Origin of the sequence: Labrys monachus (assembly GCF_030814655.1) — a bacterium.
GTDB lineage: Bacteria > Pseudomonadota > Alphaproteobacteria > Rhizobiales > Labraceae > Labrys > Labrys monacha.
The window spans coordinates 1,197,501-1,211,192 of the sequence record NZ_JAUSVK010000001.1; the positions used below are offsets into that span (position 1 = coordinate 1,197,501).

Consider the following 13,692-nt stretch of genomic DNA (forward strand, 5'->3'; position numbering starts at 1 on the left):
TGGCACTGAGAGGCGATGAAGGACGTGGTACGCTGCGAAAAGCTTTGGGGAGCCGCGAACAGGCATTGATCCAGAGATATCCGAATGGGGAAACCCACTTCCGACAATTGTTATTTTGAGGACGTTGCGCATCCGAGACCGGCAATGGAGACATTGCGAGGGATTGGGTGTGTTGCGGCTTTGGACTAACAATTGTCACAAGGAGGTATTCTTTCCCTGAATACATAGGGGATTGAAAGCGAACCCGGGGAACTGAAACATCTAAGTACCCGGAGGAAAGGACATCAACCGAGACTCCGTTAGTAGTGGCGAGCGAACGCGGACCAGGCCAGTGCTCTTCCTGAGATTACCAGAAGCAGATGGAAAGCTGCGCGATATCGGGTGATAGCCCCGTATGGAACGATTGATGGAAGAGACCAGAGTAGGGCGGGGCACGTGAAACCCTGTCTGAACGTGGGGGGACCACCCTCCAAGCCTAAGTACTCCTCAGTGACCGATAGCGAACCAGTACCGTGAGGGAAAGGTGAAAAGATCCCCGACGAGGGGAGTGAAACAGATCCTGAAACCGGGTGCCTACAAACAGGTGAAGGCCGCAAGGCTGACACCGTACCTTTTGTATAATGGGCCAGCGACTTAGTGAGACGGGCAAGCTTAAGCCGGTAGGTGTAGGCGTAGCGAAAGCGAGTCTGAACAGGGCGTTCAGTCCGTCTTATTAGACCCGAAACCGATGTGATCTAGCCATGAGCAGGTTGAAGGTGGGGTAACACCCACTGGAGGACCGAACCGGTGTCTGTTGAAAAAGCCTCGGATGACTTGTGGCTAGGGGTGAAAGGCCAATCAAACTCGGAAATAGCTGGTTCTCCGCGAAAACTATTTAGGTAGTGCGTCGCATGAATGCTCCGGGGGGTAGAGCACTGGATGGGCTAGGGGAACTTACCGTTCTACCAAACCTAACCAAACTCCGAATACCCGGAAGCAATGTGCGGCAGACAGACGGCGGGTGCTAACGTCCGTCGTCGAGAGGGAAAAAACCCTGACCACCAGCTAAGGCCCCTAATTCATGGCTAAGTGGTAAAGGATGTGAGGATCCCATAACAACCAGGAGGTTGGCTTAGAAGCAGCCATCCTTTAAAGAAAGCGTAACAGCTCACTGGTCTAAACAAGGGTCTTTGCGCCGAAAATGTAACGGGGCTCAAGCCATGAGCCGAAGCTGTGGGCTCGCAAGAGCGGTAGCGGAGCGTTCCATAGGCCTGTGAAGGTGTACCCGTGAGGGGCGCTGGAGGTATTGGAAGTGCGAATGCTGGCATGAGTAACGACAAACAGTGTGAGAGACACTGTCGCCGAAAGTCCAAGGGTTCCTGCGTAAAGTTAATCTGCGCAGGGTTAGTCGGCCCCTAAGGCGAGGCTGAAAAGCGTAGTCGATGGGAATGCGGTGAATATTCCGCAACCAGTGGGTAGTGACGGATCTCTTCCGTGGTGTGTGCTTATTGGATTGTGCATGCCATCACGAGGTTCCAGGAAATAGCTCCCACGATGGACCGTACCCGAAACCGACACAGGTGGACTGGTAGAGTATACCAAGGCGCTTGAGAGAACTATGCTGAAGGAACTCGGCAATTTGCCTCCGTAACTTCGGGATAAGGAGGCCTCATGAGCGGGCAACCGTTTGTGAGGGGCACAAACTAGGGGGTGGCGACTGTTTAACAAAAACACAGGGCTCTGCTAAGCCGCAAGGCGACGTATAGGGTCTGACGCCTGCCCGGTGCCGGAAGGTTAAGAGGAGAGGTGCAAGCTTTGAATCGAAGCCCCGGTAAACGGCGGCCGTAACTATAACGGTCCTAAGGTAGCGAAATTCCTTGTCGGGTAAGTTCCGACCTGCACGAATGGCGTAACGATCTCCCCGCTGTCTCCAGCATAGACTCAGTGAAATTGAATTCCCCGTGAAGATGCGGGGTACCTGCGCTTAGACGGAAAGACCCCGTGCACCTTTACTATAACTTTACACTGGCATTCGTGTTTGCATGTGTAGGATAGGTGGTAGGCTACGAAGCGAGGGCGCTAGCCCTTGTGGAGCCACCCTTGAAATACCACCCTTATGAACATGGATGTCTAACCGCGACCCGTCATCCGGGCCCGGGACAGTGTATGGTGGGTAGTTTGACTGGGGCGGTCGCCTCCCAAAGAGTAACGGAGGCGTGCGAAGGTGGGCTCAGACCGGTCGGAAATCGGTCGTCGAGTGCAATGGCATAAGCCCGCCTGACTGCGAGACTGACAAGTCGAGCAGAGACGAAAGTCGGCCATAGTGATCCGGTGGTCCGTTGTGGAACGGCCATCGCTCAACGAATAAAAGGTACGCCGGGGATAACAGGCTGATGATTCCCAAGAGTCCATATCGACGGAATCGTTTGGCACCTCGATGTCGACTCATCACATCCTGGGGCTGGAGAAGGTCCCAAGGGTTCGGCTGTTCGCCGATTAAAGTGGTACGTGAGTTGGGTTCAAAACGTCGTGAGACAGTTTGGTCCCTATCTGGCGTGGGCGTAGGAGAATTGAGAGGATCTGTCCTTAGTACGAGAGGACCGGGATGGACGTACCTCTGGTGGACCTGTTGTGGCGCCAGCCGCAGTGCAGGGTAGCTATGTACGGTCGGGATAACCGCTGAAGGCATCTAAGCGGGAAACCCACCTCAAGATGAGTTCTCCCTCGAAAGCCGTGGTAGACCACCACGTTGATAGGCCGGGTGTGGAAGTGGAGCGATCCATGCAGCTTACCGGTACTAATCGCTTGATCGGCTTGATCGCTCTCATTTGTCGATACTCACAACGCAATCGCAAGGCGATTGCGTGGAACCTCGGACCGACTGGTCAGCCTTTTGCAAAGCAAAATGGCAACCAGTTCGTTCCGGTGGAAAACCGGAAACACCATCTTATGCGCTTCACGTGACGATCAGCTGCGCTGATTGCACGGCGCGCATCCTCCGCAATCGTACCGATTGCCCAGGGCTTCACTTGTCTTTCGCCGGCCTGGTGGCCCTAGCGAGGAGCCTGAACCCGATCCCATCCCGAACTCGGCCGTTAAACTCCTCAGCGCCGATGGTACTATGTCTCAAGACCTGGGAGAGTAGGTCGTCGCCAGGCCTGCAAAAGACAAGCTTATCCAATCACCATGCATCCAACATCTCCCAAATCAACGCGGGGTGGAGCAGCCCGGTAGCTCGTCAGGCTCATAACCTGAAGGCCGCAGGTTCAAATCCTGCCCCCGCAACCAACGATTCCAACAAAGCCCTCGCCCGTATGAACCCGGACGAGGGCTTTGCGTTCCAATCAACGCAACGCCCCAGGCGCAGGAAATCGATCTCGTAACGATCCTTGAACCGGGTGTTCGGGGACAGGCTAAGCCGCTGTCTCGGCAAGAAAGGCGCGCGTTTCCGCCAAGACGCGATCCTGGAACTGCCGATCGTGCGCCAGCGCGGAGCCAGTCATCGGAACACCCTTCTCATCGTAGTAAACGCCAGTCTTGTTGGACCGATCCGTCAACACCGCCGTCATGATGTTCCCCGCGCGCTCGGGTGTGCTCCGGTACTGGCTGAATGGCGGCAGCCGCGTGATGATCTGGCCGAACAAAAACTGCGCAATCGCATTCGCCCCGCCGAGTCCAGTCGTGGGATTGATGCCAGGTTCTACGGCGTTGATCTGCAGTCGCTGATTCTCCCTAGAGAGAGCGAACGCGGCCGCAAGAGCACATTGCTTTGAGGTCGCGTAGGCGTCCACGCCCGCCATCCTGGCGCCGCCTGGCAGCCACTTTCCCCTAGCGCTGGCCTCGACTGAGATGAAGCGGCCGCCGCGCATGCCCATGACTTTGGCCGGCTTGCGCTCGGGATCCTCGATCGCAGAGACAACAAAGGCAATGTTCGCTCCGTCAGGAAGATGCGGAATCAGTGCTTCTGTGAGGGCGATGGGGCCGAGGTAATTCGTCACGAAAGTTAGGTCCAAGCCTGCGGGCGTCTTGGCTTCCCGCAGAGGCATGATGCCGGCATTGTTGAGCAGTCCGGCGATCGGCAGGTCGAGTGCGATGATCTCCGCGGCGGCCCGTCGGACGCTTTCCAGATCCGCCAGGTCGCAGATGACGTTGAGCGCTTGGCCGCCCTGGCGCTCAATCGCCGTCCGCACGCCTTCCAGTTTGGCGTGGTTGCGACCCACGAGGACCACTCTTCCCTGCTTGGAGAGGGCGCGCGCCGCACACAGACCGATTCCGGAGGTTGGGCCCGTCACCACGTAGGTTTCGATATTAAGCGGGAGAGGCATGCATGACTCCAATGTCTGAGTAGTCAGTCATAGCGTTGGAAAATTTTAGGCGAGCATTCGCCACATCGCCTCGAAGCCAGCGATGCGGTGTTGGTCCGCGTTCTTTGGGTCGATAACCAGGAAGTCGATTGTCGCCTCCGCCAGGGCATTCACGAGTGATGCGACGAAGCCAATTTCCGAGTCGCGCATGGGCCCGTCGGACCGGCATCGCTCCAAGACTTCCATAGCACCCGCCATTGCCTGATATCCCGCGGCACGGCTCTGTGGCGAGATCTCGTGAGACACGCCGAGGAGAGCCAGCGCTCGACGTTTCTTGGGGAAGGTTGCGGCCCACCTCAGCCAATTTGACCATGTCAGGAAGAGTTGTTGGCGAACGTCCTGCTCCACATTGAGTCCGTCCAGCGCCGCCGCAGACATCTCGACTTTCAAGGCGACATAGACCGCGTTCAATAGATCGGTCTTCGTTGGGAAGTAGATGAAGAGCGAGCCATTGGCGATGCCGGCTTCGTTGGCGATCGTCGCCGTGGGCGCACTCAGCCCCTGGGCGGCAATCACCTCGATCGCCGCCGCTACGATTGCGTCCCGCTTATTCTCGCTTTTCGGCCTAGCCATCCATAAACCCCGTGCGTGCTCATCTAATTAATGAGTGATTGGTCAGTCAATAGGGTGTCGCGTTTCGTTTGAGTGGCTTGTTGAGGTTTGTTTATCATTAGGCGGCGCAAACAGAATCTCCTGCGCTACCGACAGGGCGTTTCGTTCCCACTTGAACGGTAAAAGGAGCCGCGCTAATATTTTTGGGTCACAGAGGATGTGACCGTAAGCGTTTACGTCAACCAACGCGCAATCGTGTCAACGACGTCAAGTTGGACGTCGGTGATCCCTATGCGCTGGGTTGACTACATGGAAACGCTTTTTAACGCCCCCCATCAAATAACACGCCTGCGTCGCGACACGCGTCGCCGCTTTCTGTCGGTGACCTGCGTCGAACGCATCACGCCGCGGATGCAGCGCATTGTCTTCCAATCACCGGACCTCGGTGACTTCGAAAGCGCCTCGCCCGACGATCATATCAAGCTATTCATCCCTGCATCGACGCCCGATGACAGGGGCATCGATGGCGTCTGCATGCGTGATTACACGCCGCGCAAGTTTGACCGCGCAACGCTGACGTTGACCATCGATTTCGCTTTGCATGAAGCCGGTCCTGCAACCGCGTGGGCTTTGCAGGCCAATCGCGGCGACACGCTTGAAATTGGCGGTCCCCGTAAATCCAATGTCGTCACCGATGATTTCGACTGGTATCTGCTGATCGGCGACGAAACCGCTCTACCCGCGATTGGCCGGCGGGTCGAAGAACTGCGTCCGGGGGGTCGGGTCGACACCGTGGTTGCCGTCGAAACGCTCGCAGAACGCCAGACATTTGCGACTTCAGCGGACTGGACGCCTCGCTGGATTACGCGTGAGGGCCAGTCGGCAAGCGACGATGCACTTCTGCGTCTGGCTCTCGCCGATCATCGGCCGCCGCGCGGCGACGGCTATATCTGGATCGCCGCGGAGGCCAGTGTCTCCCGGTCGCTGCGAAGCCTCGTGTCTGAGACCTGGGGCCACCCCAAGGCGTGGACGAAGAGTTCCGGATATTGGGTGCGCGGAGAGGCTGGGGCCCACGAAAAACCTGAGGCCCAAGGATAGTCCTCGATCGACGCATGGCCCCGCGCGCGAGCCTCAGCCTGCACATAACGACCCAAGCCCAACCGACCAGACGGACGACCGAGCGCCTCCTAGCTGCCCCGGTCACAAGCTGACGGGGTCGTCAACATCAAAACGCCAAACCCAAAAAGGAAATCTCAATGACCATCACCACGCTCGACCCCAAAATTGCACTGATCATCATAGATCTGCAAAAGGGCATCACCGCCCATCCCGGCGCCCATCCCGTCGCCGAGATTGTGCGGAACGCTGCGGCGCTCGCCGACGCCTTTCGCGCGCGCAATCTGCCGGTCGTGCTCGTCAATGTGGCCGGTGTCGCGCCCGGCCGCACCGAACAGGCGCTCAGCCAAGGGGCGCGCCCCGCTGACTGGGCCGAGCTCGTGCCTGAATTGAACCGCCAACCGACTGATCATGGCGTGACGAAGCGAACCTGGGGTGCGTTCAGGAACACCGACCTTGAAGACTATCTGAAGCGTCAGGGTGTGACCCAGCTGGTCATCGCCGGCATCGCCACCAGCATCGGAGTCGAGTCCACTGCGCGCCACGCCTACGAACTGGGATTCAATGTGACACTCGCGGTCGATGCGATGACCGACCGAAACGCCGAATCCCACGCCAACAGCGTCACTTATGTTTTCCCGAGACTCGGCGAGACCGGGACAACGCACGAAATCATCGGTCTCCTTGAGGCGAGAGCGGCCTGATCCCGCCGACGGTTTGGTCCCTATCATTTGTATTTAGTACCGCGTGGAGAAAAGACACATGGATGCCGCCACCAGAATCAAGGATCTCATCGAGGACATCGTCGCCGCCAACCGCATTCTCGCCGCCGAAATGGTCGTCGATGCTTTTGGTCATGTCAGCGCCCGCCATCCCGAAAATCCCGACCATTACCTCATCGCCCGTGCGCTGCCGCCGGAAATCATCAACGCGGAAGACATCATGGAACTCACCCTCGGTGGCGAGGTCGTGAATGGCGATACGCGCAAGCCCTATCTGGAGAGATACATCCACGGCGCGATCTACGAGGCGCGACCCGAGGTCAAATCGGTTGTTCACAGTCATAGCCATAGCGTCATTCCCTATAGCGTCACCGGCGAGAAGCTCCGCCCCATCGTGCATAGCTGTGCGCCTATCGGCGGTGAGGTCCCGGTGTGGGATGCGCAGACATTGTTCGGCGACACCAACATGCTGATCTCCGACATGCCAATGGGGCGGGACTTCGCGAAAGTCCTTGGACCGAACAACGCCGCCCTTATGCGCGGCCATGGCTGCACCGTCATTGGCCGATCGGTTCGCGAGGCAGTCTATACAGCGGTGTACCTGGAGGTGAATGCCAAGTTGCAGTTCCAGGCGAGCCGTTTTCCGCCCGTCAAATATCTCACCGAGGGCGAGATTCAAATCGTCTGCGAACGCCTCGCCAACGCCAAACCCAACGAAGGCTACGACCGTGCCTGGGAATATTGGTGCCGCCATGCTGGGGTCGAAGCACGCTACCGAACGGCGGACTCCGTTTAGACATGAGCAACAACGCTCAGCCTGATTTGGCCTATCGCCGCGTCGTCGCACTCACGGGGACGCTGTTCCTCTCCTATCTCGCGGTCGCCATGTCGCTCCCGGGAGTGCCGGTGTACGTCGTCCAGGACCTGCGTCTCGATAATGCCTTGGGCGGACTGGCGGTCGGGATCGCTTTTCTATCGACGATCCTGACGCGCCCTCTCGCCGGCGCGCGCGCCGACCGGCTAGGCGGCAAGAACTCCATGCAGCGGGGCCTGATCATATACGCGGCCGCAGGACTGATTTGTCTTCTGTCGAGTTGGTCTCACTTGTCGGCGTCGGGCGACTATGCCCTGCTGATCGTAGGGCGACTGCTTTTGGGGCTCGGCGAGAGCCTGACGATGGTGGGGATGATCAGCTGGGGCCTCGGTCTGATGGGGCCTGCCCGGTCCGGCAAGGTCATGTCGCTGGTGGGAATGGGCATGTACGGCGCATTTGCCGCTGGCGGACCGTTGGGCCTGCTGCTCCTGCATCGGTTCGGCTTCGCCGGACTGATGGGCGTGTGCACGGTGTTGCCGCTGCTCGGACTAATCGCCATTCATCGGTTTCCAGCAGTGGCTCCCCTCGTGGGGCAGCGCGAGTCCATCTGGCAAATCATCGGTCGGATTTGGCGGATGGGTGGCGTTGTGGGGCTGGGCGGGGTTGGCTTCGCTGTTTTGGGCGCCTTCTTTGCTCTCTATTTTCTGAGTCACGGCTGGCCATATGCCGGTCTCGGCCTGACGTTCTTTGGCGTCGGTTTCGTTCTGGTGCGGCTGCTCTGCGGCCATCTGCCGGACCGGATCGGCGGAACCCCGGTGGCCATCGCTTCCCTGTTCGTGGAGGCGTGCGGCCAATATTTGCTATGGCTGGCTCCCGGGCCTTTACCGGCGTTATTGGGCGCCTTCCTGACCGGGCTTGGTTGCTCGATGGTGTACCCGTCCATGGGCTCTGAGGTCGTCAAGCAGGTCCCCGCGCATCTGCGCGGCACGGCAATGGGCGCGTTCGTTGCCTTCCAGGATCTTGCCTACGGCTTGACGGGGCCCCTCGTCGGTATGCTGGCTGATTCCGCAGGCTATTCGCCCGTGTTCCTGATCGGCGGACTCGCCGCCACGATCGGTCTTTGCATGGCGATTTGGGTGCGCCGGTCGATACTGCACGTCGATAGCGTTTAGCCCGCAACGCCTTGCCCCGCTGGCCTCGTCTTCGCCGACTACCGTTCGATCCCCAGCGTGGAGCGGTACGTCTCGGCATGTTTCACGCGGGCACAGCGCCGACTCGGCTGGACAAATTTGCGCTATCCAACCGCTCGAAATCGCACATCGAACGTGCGCGAGGTCGATCGAAGCGAATGCCGTGCGATCGCGCCACCTGCTCCGGCGCACGCGGAGGTCCGTCCCGCTCGTCTGCGGCGCCGATCCTTGGTCCGGCCAAGGGCCTGACGCCATCAACCCGCGAGGGTCGGCTACGCGAAGCGTGCCGCCGCTGGGCTTCGCCGGCGCGGTGATTGCGGCCCTGGGCCCGACACGTCGGGCGCCTGTCGGGCAGGGACGGTCCCCGCTCCAGCACAGGAGCCGCATCGATGTCCAAATCTCTCGCCTTCTCCAACGCCTGGAGCCTCGCCGCCACGCTGATGGTCTGCGTCGTCATTTTCGACGTCGGCCGGCCGTTATGGCGTCATGCCATCCACCGAATATGACGGCGATTCCCGCCGCGATCGTCCATGAATTCGACCCCTTCCAGCGATGAAGGGGCGCATCCCCACGCAAGCTGGACCGCACAGCGCCAGCGGGATTTCCAGCTCCCGCTGGCGCCGGTTTGCGGCTATACTCACGGTCGCGCTGTGGTGGTGGTGGAAGGCGCGACCGTCAGACCTTTATCTCATGGAGTACACCGCCATGATCATCTTTGGACCATTGCTTGTCATCGTCGGCATCGGCTTCTTCTGCTGGTTGCTGTTCATCGTGACCTCGTTGCTTATGCCGAGATACTTGGCCGGGGGACGGGTCAAGCAGCGCCGGACCCAGCCAAGCTGATTGTACCGATGATCGAGCGATTCATGGCGACTGACCGCGGCTTGGCTAGGGCTCGTCGGAGCGTAGAGCAACTTAGCGAACTACAAAAGAAAAGCTCCGCGTAGCGGGCTCACTGGATGTGGACACCCTTGACGAATGCCGCGCGGCCTTCACACCGAGCCGCAATTTTATAATCCGCGACGATGGTTCTCCGACGACAGGTGAGTGCTCAATGTCTGCTTGAGCGTTCCGCCATATAACGGGCTGGCGAGACGCCGAGCGCCTTTCGAAACATTGTGACAAAGCTGCTGACGTTCTCGTACCCGAGGTCGCCAGCAACTTGCTTCACGGACGCGCCACTCGCCAGCCATTGCACCGCGAGAATGATGCTCAACTGTTGTCGCCAACGGCCGAAGCTCATGCCAGTCTCAGCGGCGATTACGCGCTCGAGCGAGCGAACACTGAGACCAGCACGTTTTGCCCACGACTCGAGAGTTCCGCGATCGGCTGGATCCATCATCATGTCCTGGAAGATCGAACGAAGCCGGGGATCGGTCGGCATTGGCAGGTGAAGGTTGCCGAGCGGCGCTGTCGAAACCTCATGAAGCAGCAAGGCCGCGACACCCGATTCTATTCCGTCCACCTCATGATCCGCCGGGAACTGCGCGCTTCGGACAATCAGTTCGCGCAACAGCGGACTGACTGCGATAGTGCAGCACGTCGTCGGCAGGTTCGCGTCTGCCGCCGGTTGGACGAAGGTCGCATAGCTATCGATGTTCCCGGAGGCGGTGATCCGATGCACCATTCCGCCAGGAACCCAAAGCGCGCTCTGCGGAGGCACGATCCAGATGCCGCCCTCGACTTCACAACGAAAGACGCCGGAGAGCCCAAAGAGGAGTTCCGCCTTTCGGTGGGAGTGATCGTCCAGCTCCAAACCTTCAGTGACCATATCGACACCGATCGTGACCACGTCCCGGAGCGCAGATTCGACCGTGGGCATGAGTTCAGCCAGGTCATTCCATTGACGCAGGATCGGCAAAGGGTCGCGCTCCCGCAGAATGGCAAAAACTCAATATATATTGGCCAAGTACGGCATTCCCGTCAACCTTGTCGGCAGGCTATGTCTCAGGCGTGGCGCGATGGATGCTGAAGGGACCCTGAGATGAACGGGCCGAAAGGCTCCGGCCACGCCAGTCGGACCGTGCGATAACGCTCGCGGCTTGGCTGCTCCGCAGGCCGGAAGCCATCTGGCCGACAGGCAACGCAGTAATGAACGCCGTTAGGCCGCTCGCACCGGGCTGTTTCTCCCATCCCGCTGGCAATCGCTATGCAGCGTTCGCTCGGCGAAAACTGGAACTTCAAACATTCCGCGTCCAGCTCGGTATTTAGGAGGAACCATGAATGACAATTCTTAACTCGAAACCGGTCGCCGATGTCTTGAGTGGCCTCCTGGGATTGCCCAATGCCTCATCTCAATCGACCCGTCCTTTGCGGCGCCGAAGTCAATCGCAGTACGACGCGGCCGATCCAGTACGGAGCAAGAAGCGATACTTAGAGTTTTATCGGCAGATGAAGGATATGCCGCTCGCGGTTTCGCGCGAAACCGGGCTCCTCCTCTATATGCTCGCCCGATCGTCTCGTGCGGAAACCATCGTAGAATTTGGAACGTCGTTCGGCGTCTCCACCATCTATCTTGCATCAGCTTTGCGCGACAGTGGCGGCGGCCGCTTGATCAGTACCGAGTTTGAGCCGTCGAAAATCGCGCGCGCGCCAAAACCTGAGGGAGGCTTCCCTCATCGATCTCATTGAAATTCGCGAGGGCGACGCTCTTCAAACCTTAAAAACTGACCTGCCAGAGAAAACCTGGTTCTGCTCGACGGCGCCAAAGGCATCTATCTGGAAGTCCTTAGCCTGCTTGAAAGCAGGCTCGTCCGAGGCTCGCTCATCGTCGCGGACAATACGAATTATTGCCCGGATTACGAAGCTTGCGTTCGAGAACCAGCCAACGGCTACCTCTCGGTCCCGTTCGCCGACGACGTCGAGCTCTCGATGCGGACGGGATAGAAAGCTTCGCGATCGCAAACGGCTGCCCGTGATCGTGCCTAGACTAAACAAATAAAGCTTAGCTGAAAGATAAAACATGACTTCAACTTCCGAAGAGACCGCCGTTGTCATTGTTGGAGCCGGTGTGTCCGGTCTGACGTTGGCGACCTTCCTGCGGACCTCCGGCGTGGCCTGTGTTGTCCTGGAGCGGATCGATCGGGCTCACGTCGAAGTACGGCAGCGCGCCGGCGTCGTTGATGCACGCGCGGTGCGCATGTTCGAACAATGGGGACTAGCGGACAAGCTCCTTGCCGGTCCGCTCGCCCAGACGATCGATTATCGTGTCAACGGCGTTGGTCGCATTTTCGAGACCATCGAAGACGACGGCAGCCCGGGGCGGTTCTGCACCCAGCAAATGCTCGTCAATAACCTGGTGCGCGAACTGATTGATGTCATGGCCGGTGATGTCCGCTTCAGCGTCACCGACGTGTCGATCCAAAATGACGAGGACCGGCGTCCACGGGTCAGCTATTCAGATGCCGCGGGCTCTCACGAACTCGTCTGCGACTACATTGTTGGGTGCGACGCCGAGCACGGTGTCAGCCGGGCATCGATCCCGGATGGTGTCTTGACGAGGTACAGCCATGACTTCGGTTATGCGTGGCTGGCCGCGCTCGTCGAGGCGCCTGTCACCGGCCATCCGATCATGGGCGTCAGCGACCACGGCTTTGTCGCGCAGCTTCCTCGTGGCCCCCAACGAAGCCGGTATTACCTGCAATGCGCGCTCAGCGATGGTCCGGCAGACTGGCCCGATACGCGGATCTGGGATGAAGTCCGGCTGCGTCTCGGCGACAACACAATCGAGAATGCGGTGGTCCATGACAAGGACTTCGTGCCCATGCGATCGGTGGTCTATGCGCCGATGCAATATCGGAATCTTTTCCTCGTTGGCGATGCCGCCCACCTCCTGCCGCCCACGGGCGCCAAGGGAATGAATCTCGCTCTCTACGACGTGGATGTGCTCGCCCGGGCGCTGGTGCATGCGGTGCGCGATCACGACAGAGCGGCGCTGGACGCCTATTCAAGCACGGTCTTGCCGCACATTTGGAAGTACCAGGAGTTCAGTGCCTGGATGACCGATACGATGCATGACGCGGGCGATCCAACGCAAAACGGTACGTTTCGCCAGATGGCCGCTCGCGCTCGTCTCGATAACTTGTTCGACTCCCCGACCGCAGCTCGTTTGCACAGCGAATACCAGCGGGGATTGAACCAATGCCGGCGATGACGAACAGAGTGGCTCTTGTGATGGGCGGAGCAAGTGGCATCGGTCTGGCCATCGCCGAGCGGCTGGCGAAGGAAGGCACCTTGGTCTTCTTGACGGGCCGTCGCGCTGTCGATGTCGAAGCGGCGGCCGCCCAAATCGGCCCCGCCGCGCGCGGCTTGGTGGCCGACGCGAGCGACCCGGCGGATATTGAAAGGGTCGTCGCGACAGTCGGGGAGCAGGGCAGGCAAATCGATGCGCTGGTCTACAACGCCGGCATCATGGAACCCGCGGATCTGAAAGAGACCACGCCGGAGCATTTCGACCGCCACTTTGCGGTGAACGTGCGCGGCGCCCTTCTCACCATGCGGGCAGCCGCGCCACGCATGACGGCCGGGGGCGCGGCGCTGTTCCTGGGGTCGGTCGCCGACGTGAAAGGGGCAACGCCCTATGGAACATATGCCGCAACCAAGGCGGCTCTGCGCTCCTATGTGCGCAGTTGGACTGGCGAACTCGCGCCGCGCGGCGTGCGCGTGAACATCCTGAGCCCCGGCCCTACGGACACCGCCATGATGGCGTCGATCCCAGACGAAATGCGCGACGGGGTCGTCAGCCAGATACCGCTGGCCCGCATGGGCCGCGTGGAAGAAGTTGCGGCGGCCGCGTGGTTCCTGCTCAGCGACGAAGCAAGCTTCATAACCGGTGCCGAGCTATACGTCGACGGTGGCATGGCTCAGGTGTGACGGCTGCGGGGCGAAGCAGCCGGCAGCCGACGTGCACCTGATGATCCGCCGTTGCCAACCGGATGAGTTGGCTGCCTCAGTTC

General features: G+C 59.6%; 10 protein-coding genes, 1 tRNA gene, 2 rRNA genes and 1 pseudogene (1 of these 14 cut by a window edge). 11 read left to right on the plus strand and 3 right to left on the minus strand.

Going from position 1 to position 13,692, the window contains the following annotated elements; translation table 11 throughout:
- The 3 genes from J3R73_RS05280 to J3R73_RS05290 all read left to right on the plus strand — a co-directional run.
- A 23S ribosomal RNA gene (locus J3R73_RS05280) occupies positions 1 to 2,801 on the plus strand (it extends 34 nt beyond the left edge of the window).
- A 221-nt stretch (positions 2,802 to 3,022) separates the two neighbouring features.
- Positions 3,023 to 3,137 (plus strand): 5S ribosomal RNA (rrf, locus tag J3R73_RS05285).
- A gap of 53 nt (positions 3,138 to 3,190) precedes the next feature.
- Positions 3,191 to 3,267 (plus strand) — tRNA-Met (locus tag J3R73_RS05290).
- Between the two features lie 125 nt (positions 3,268 to 3,392).
- On the opposite strand, the gene J3R73_RS05295 is transcribed toward J3R73_RS05290, so the two are convergent.
- Positions 3,393 to 4,304, minus strand: coding sequence for an SDR family NAD(P)-dependent oxidoreductase (locus J3R73_RS05295; protein WP_307423316.1), 912 nt, complete (start codon positions 4,302 to 4,304; stop codon positions 3,393 to 3,395).
- A gap of 45 nt (positions 4,305 to 4,349) precedes the next feature.
- Positions 4,350 to 4,916 carry a TetR/AcrR family transcriptional regulator gene (locus J3R73_RS05300; RefSeq protein ID WP_307423320.1) on the minus strand — a complete coding sequence of 189 codons (567 nt, stop codon included), beginning with the start codon at positions 4,914 to 4,916 and terminating at the stop codon, positions 4,350 to 4,352.
- Positions 4,917 to 5,186: 270 nt separating this feature from the next.
- On the opposite strand from J3R73_RS05300, the gene J3R73_RS05305 reads away from it, so the two are divergent.
- From J3R73_RS05305 to J3R73_RS05325, 5 genes are all read left to right on the plus strand, one after another.
- The gene (locus tag J3R73_RS05305; protein WP_307423324.1) at positions 5,187 to 5,993 is read left to right on the plus strand and encodes a siderophore-interacting protein; all 807 of its coding nucleotides are present in this window, start codon (positions 5,187 to 5,189) and stop codon (positions 5,991 to 5,993) included.
- A 158-nt stretch (positions 5,994 to 6,151) separates the two neighbouring features.
- A complete protein-coding gene (locus J3R73_RS05310) occupies positions 6,152 to 6,715 on the plus strand; it encodes an isochorismatase family protein (RefSeq protein ID WP_307423327.1) in 564 nt (187 codons plus the stop codon).
- A 58-nt stretch (positions 6,716 to 6,773) separates the two neighbouring features.
- Positions 6,774 to 7,529, plus strand: coding sequence for a class II aldolase/adducin family protein (locus tag J3R73_RS05315; protein ID WP_307423330.1), 756 nt, complete (start codon positions 6,774 to 6,776; stop codon positions 7,527 to 7,529).
- 2 nt (positions 7,530 to 7,531) lie between these two features.
- Complete coding sequence (locus tag J3R73_RS05320; RefSeq protein ID WP_307423333.1) at positions 7,532 to 8,719, plus strand: arabinose transporter; 1,188 nt, start codon at positions 7,532 to 7,534, stop codon at positions 8,717 to 8,719.
- 740 nt (positions 8,720 to 9,459) lie between these two features.
- The gene (locus tag J3R73_RS05325) at positions 9,460 to 9,684 is read left to right on the plus strand and encodes a DUF2274 domain-containing protein (protein ID WP_307437112.1); all 225 of its coding nucleotides are present in this window, start codon (positions 9,460 to 9,462) and stop codon (positions 9,682 to 9,684) included.
- Positions 9,685 to 9,788: 104 nt separating this feature from the next.
- Here the strand turns inward: J3R73_RS05325 and J3R73_RS05330 are convergent, their stop codons facing one another.
- On the minus strand, positions 9,789 to 10,598 hold the full coding sequence (locus J3R73_RS05330; RefSeq protein WP_307423336.1) for an AraC family transcriptional regulator: 810 nt from the start codon (positions 10,596 to 10,598) through the stop codon (positions 9,789 to 9,791).
- A gap of 362 nt (positions 10,599 to 10,960) precedes the next feature.
- On the opposite strand from J3R73_RS05330, the pseudogene J3R73_RS05335 reads away from it, so the two are divergent.
- From J3R73_RS05335 to J3R73_RS05345, 3 genes and pseudogenes are all read left to right on the plus strand, one after another.
- Positions 10,961 to 11,623 (plus strand): annotated as a pseudogene (locus J3R73_RS05335) (O-methyltransferase).
- Positions 11,624 to 11,699: 76 nt separating this feature from the next.
- The gene (locus J3R73_RS05340) at positions 11,700 to 12,890 is read left to right on the plus strand and encodes a 4-hydroxybenzoate 3-monooxygenase (RefSeq protein WP_307423340.1); all 1,191 of its coding nucleotides are present in this window, start codon (positions 11,700 to 11,702) and stop codon (positions 12,888 to 12,890) included.
- Positions 12,878 to 13,609: an SDR family NAD(P)-dependent oxidoreductase gene (locus J3R73_RS05345; RefSeq protein WP_307423343.1), complete on the plus strand. Its 732-nt coding sequence runs from the start codon at positions 12,878 to 12,880 to the stop codon at positions 13,607 to 13,609. Before J3R73_RS05340 ends, J3R73_RS05345 begins: the two co-directional genes overlap by 13 nt.
- Positions 13,610 to 13,692 lie beyond the last annotated feature (83 nt).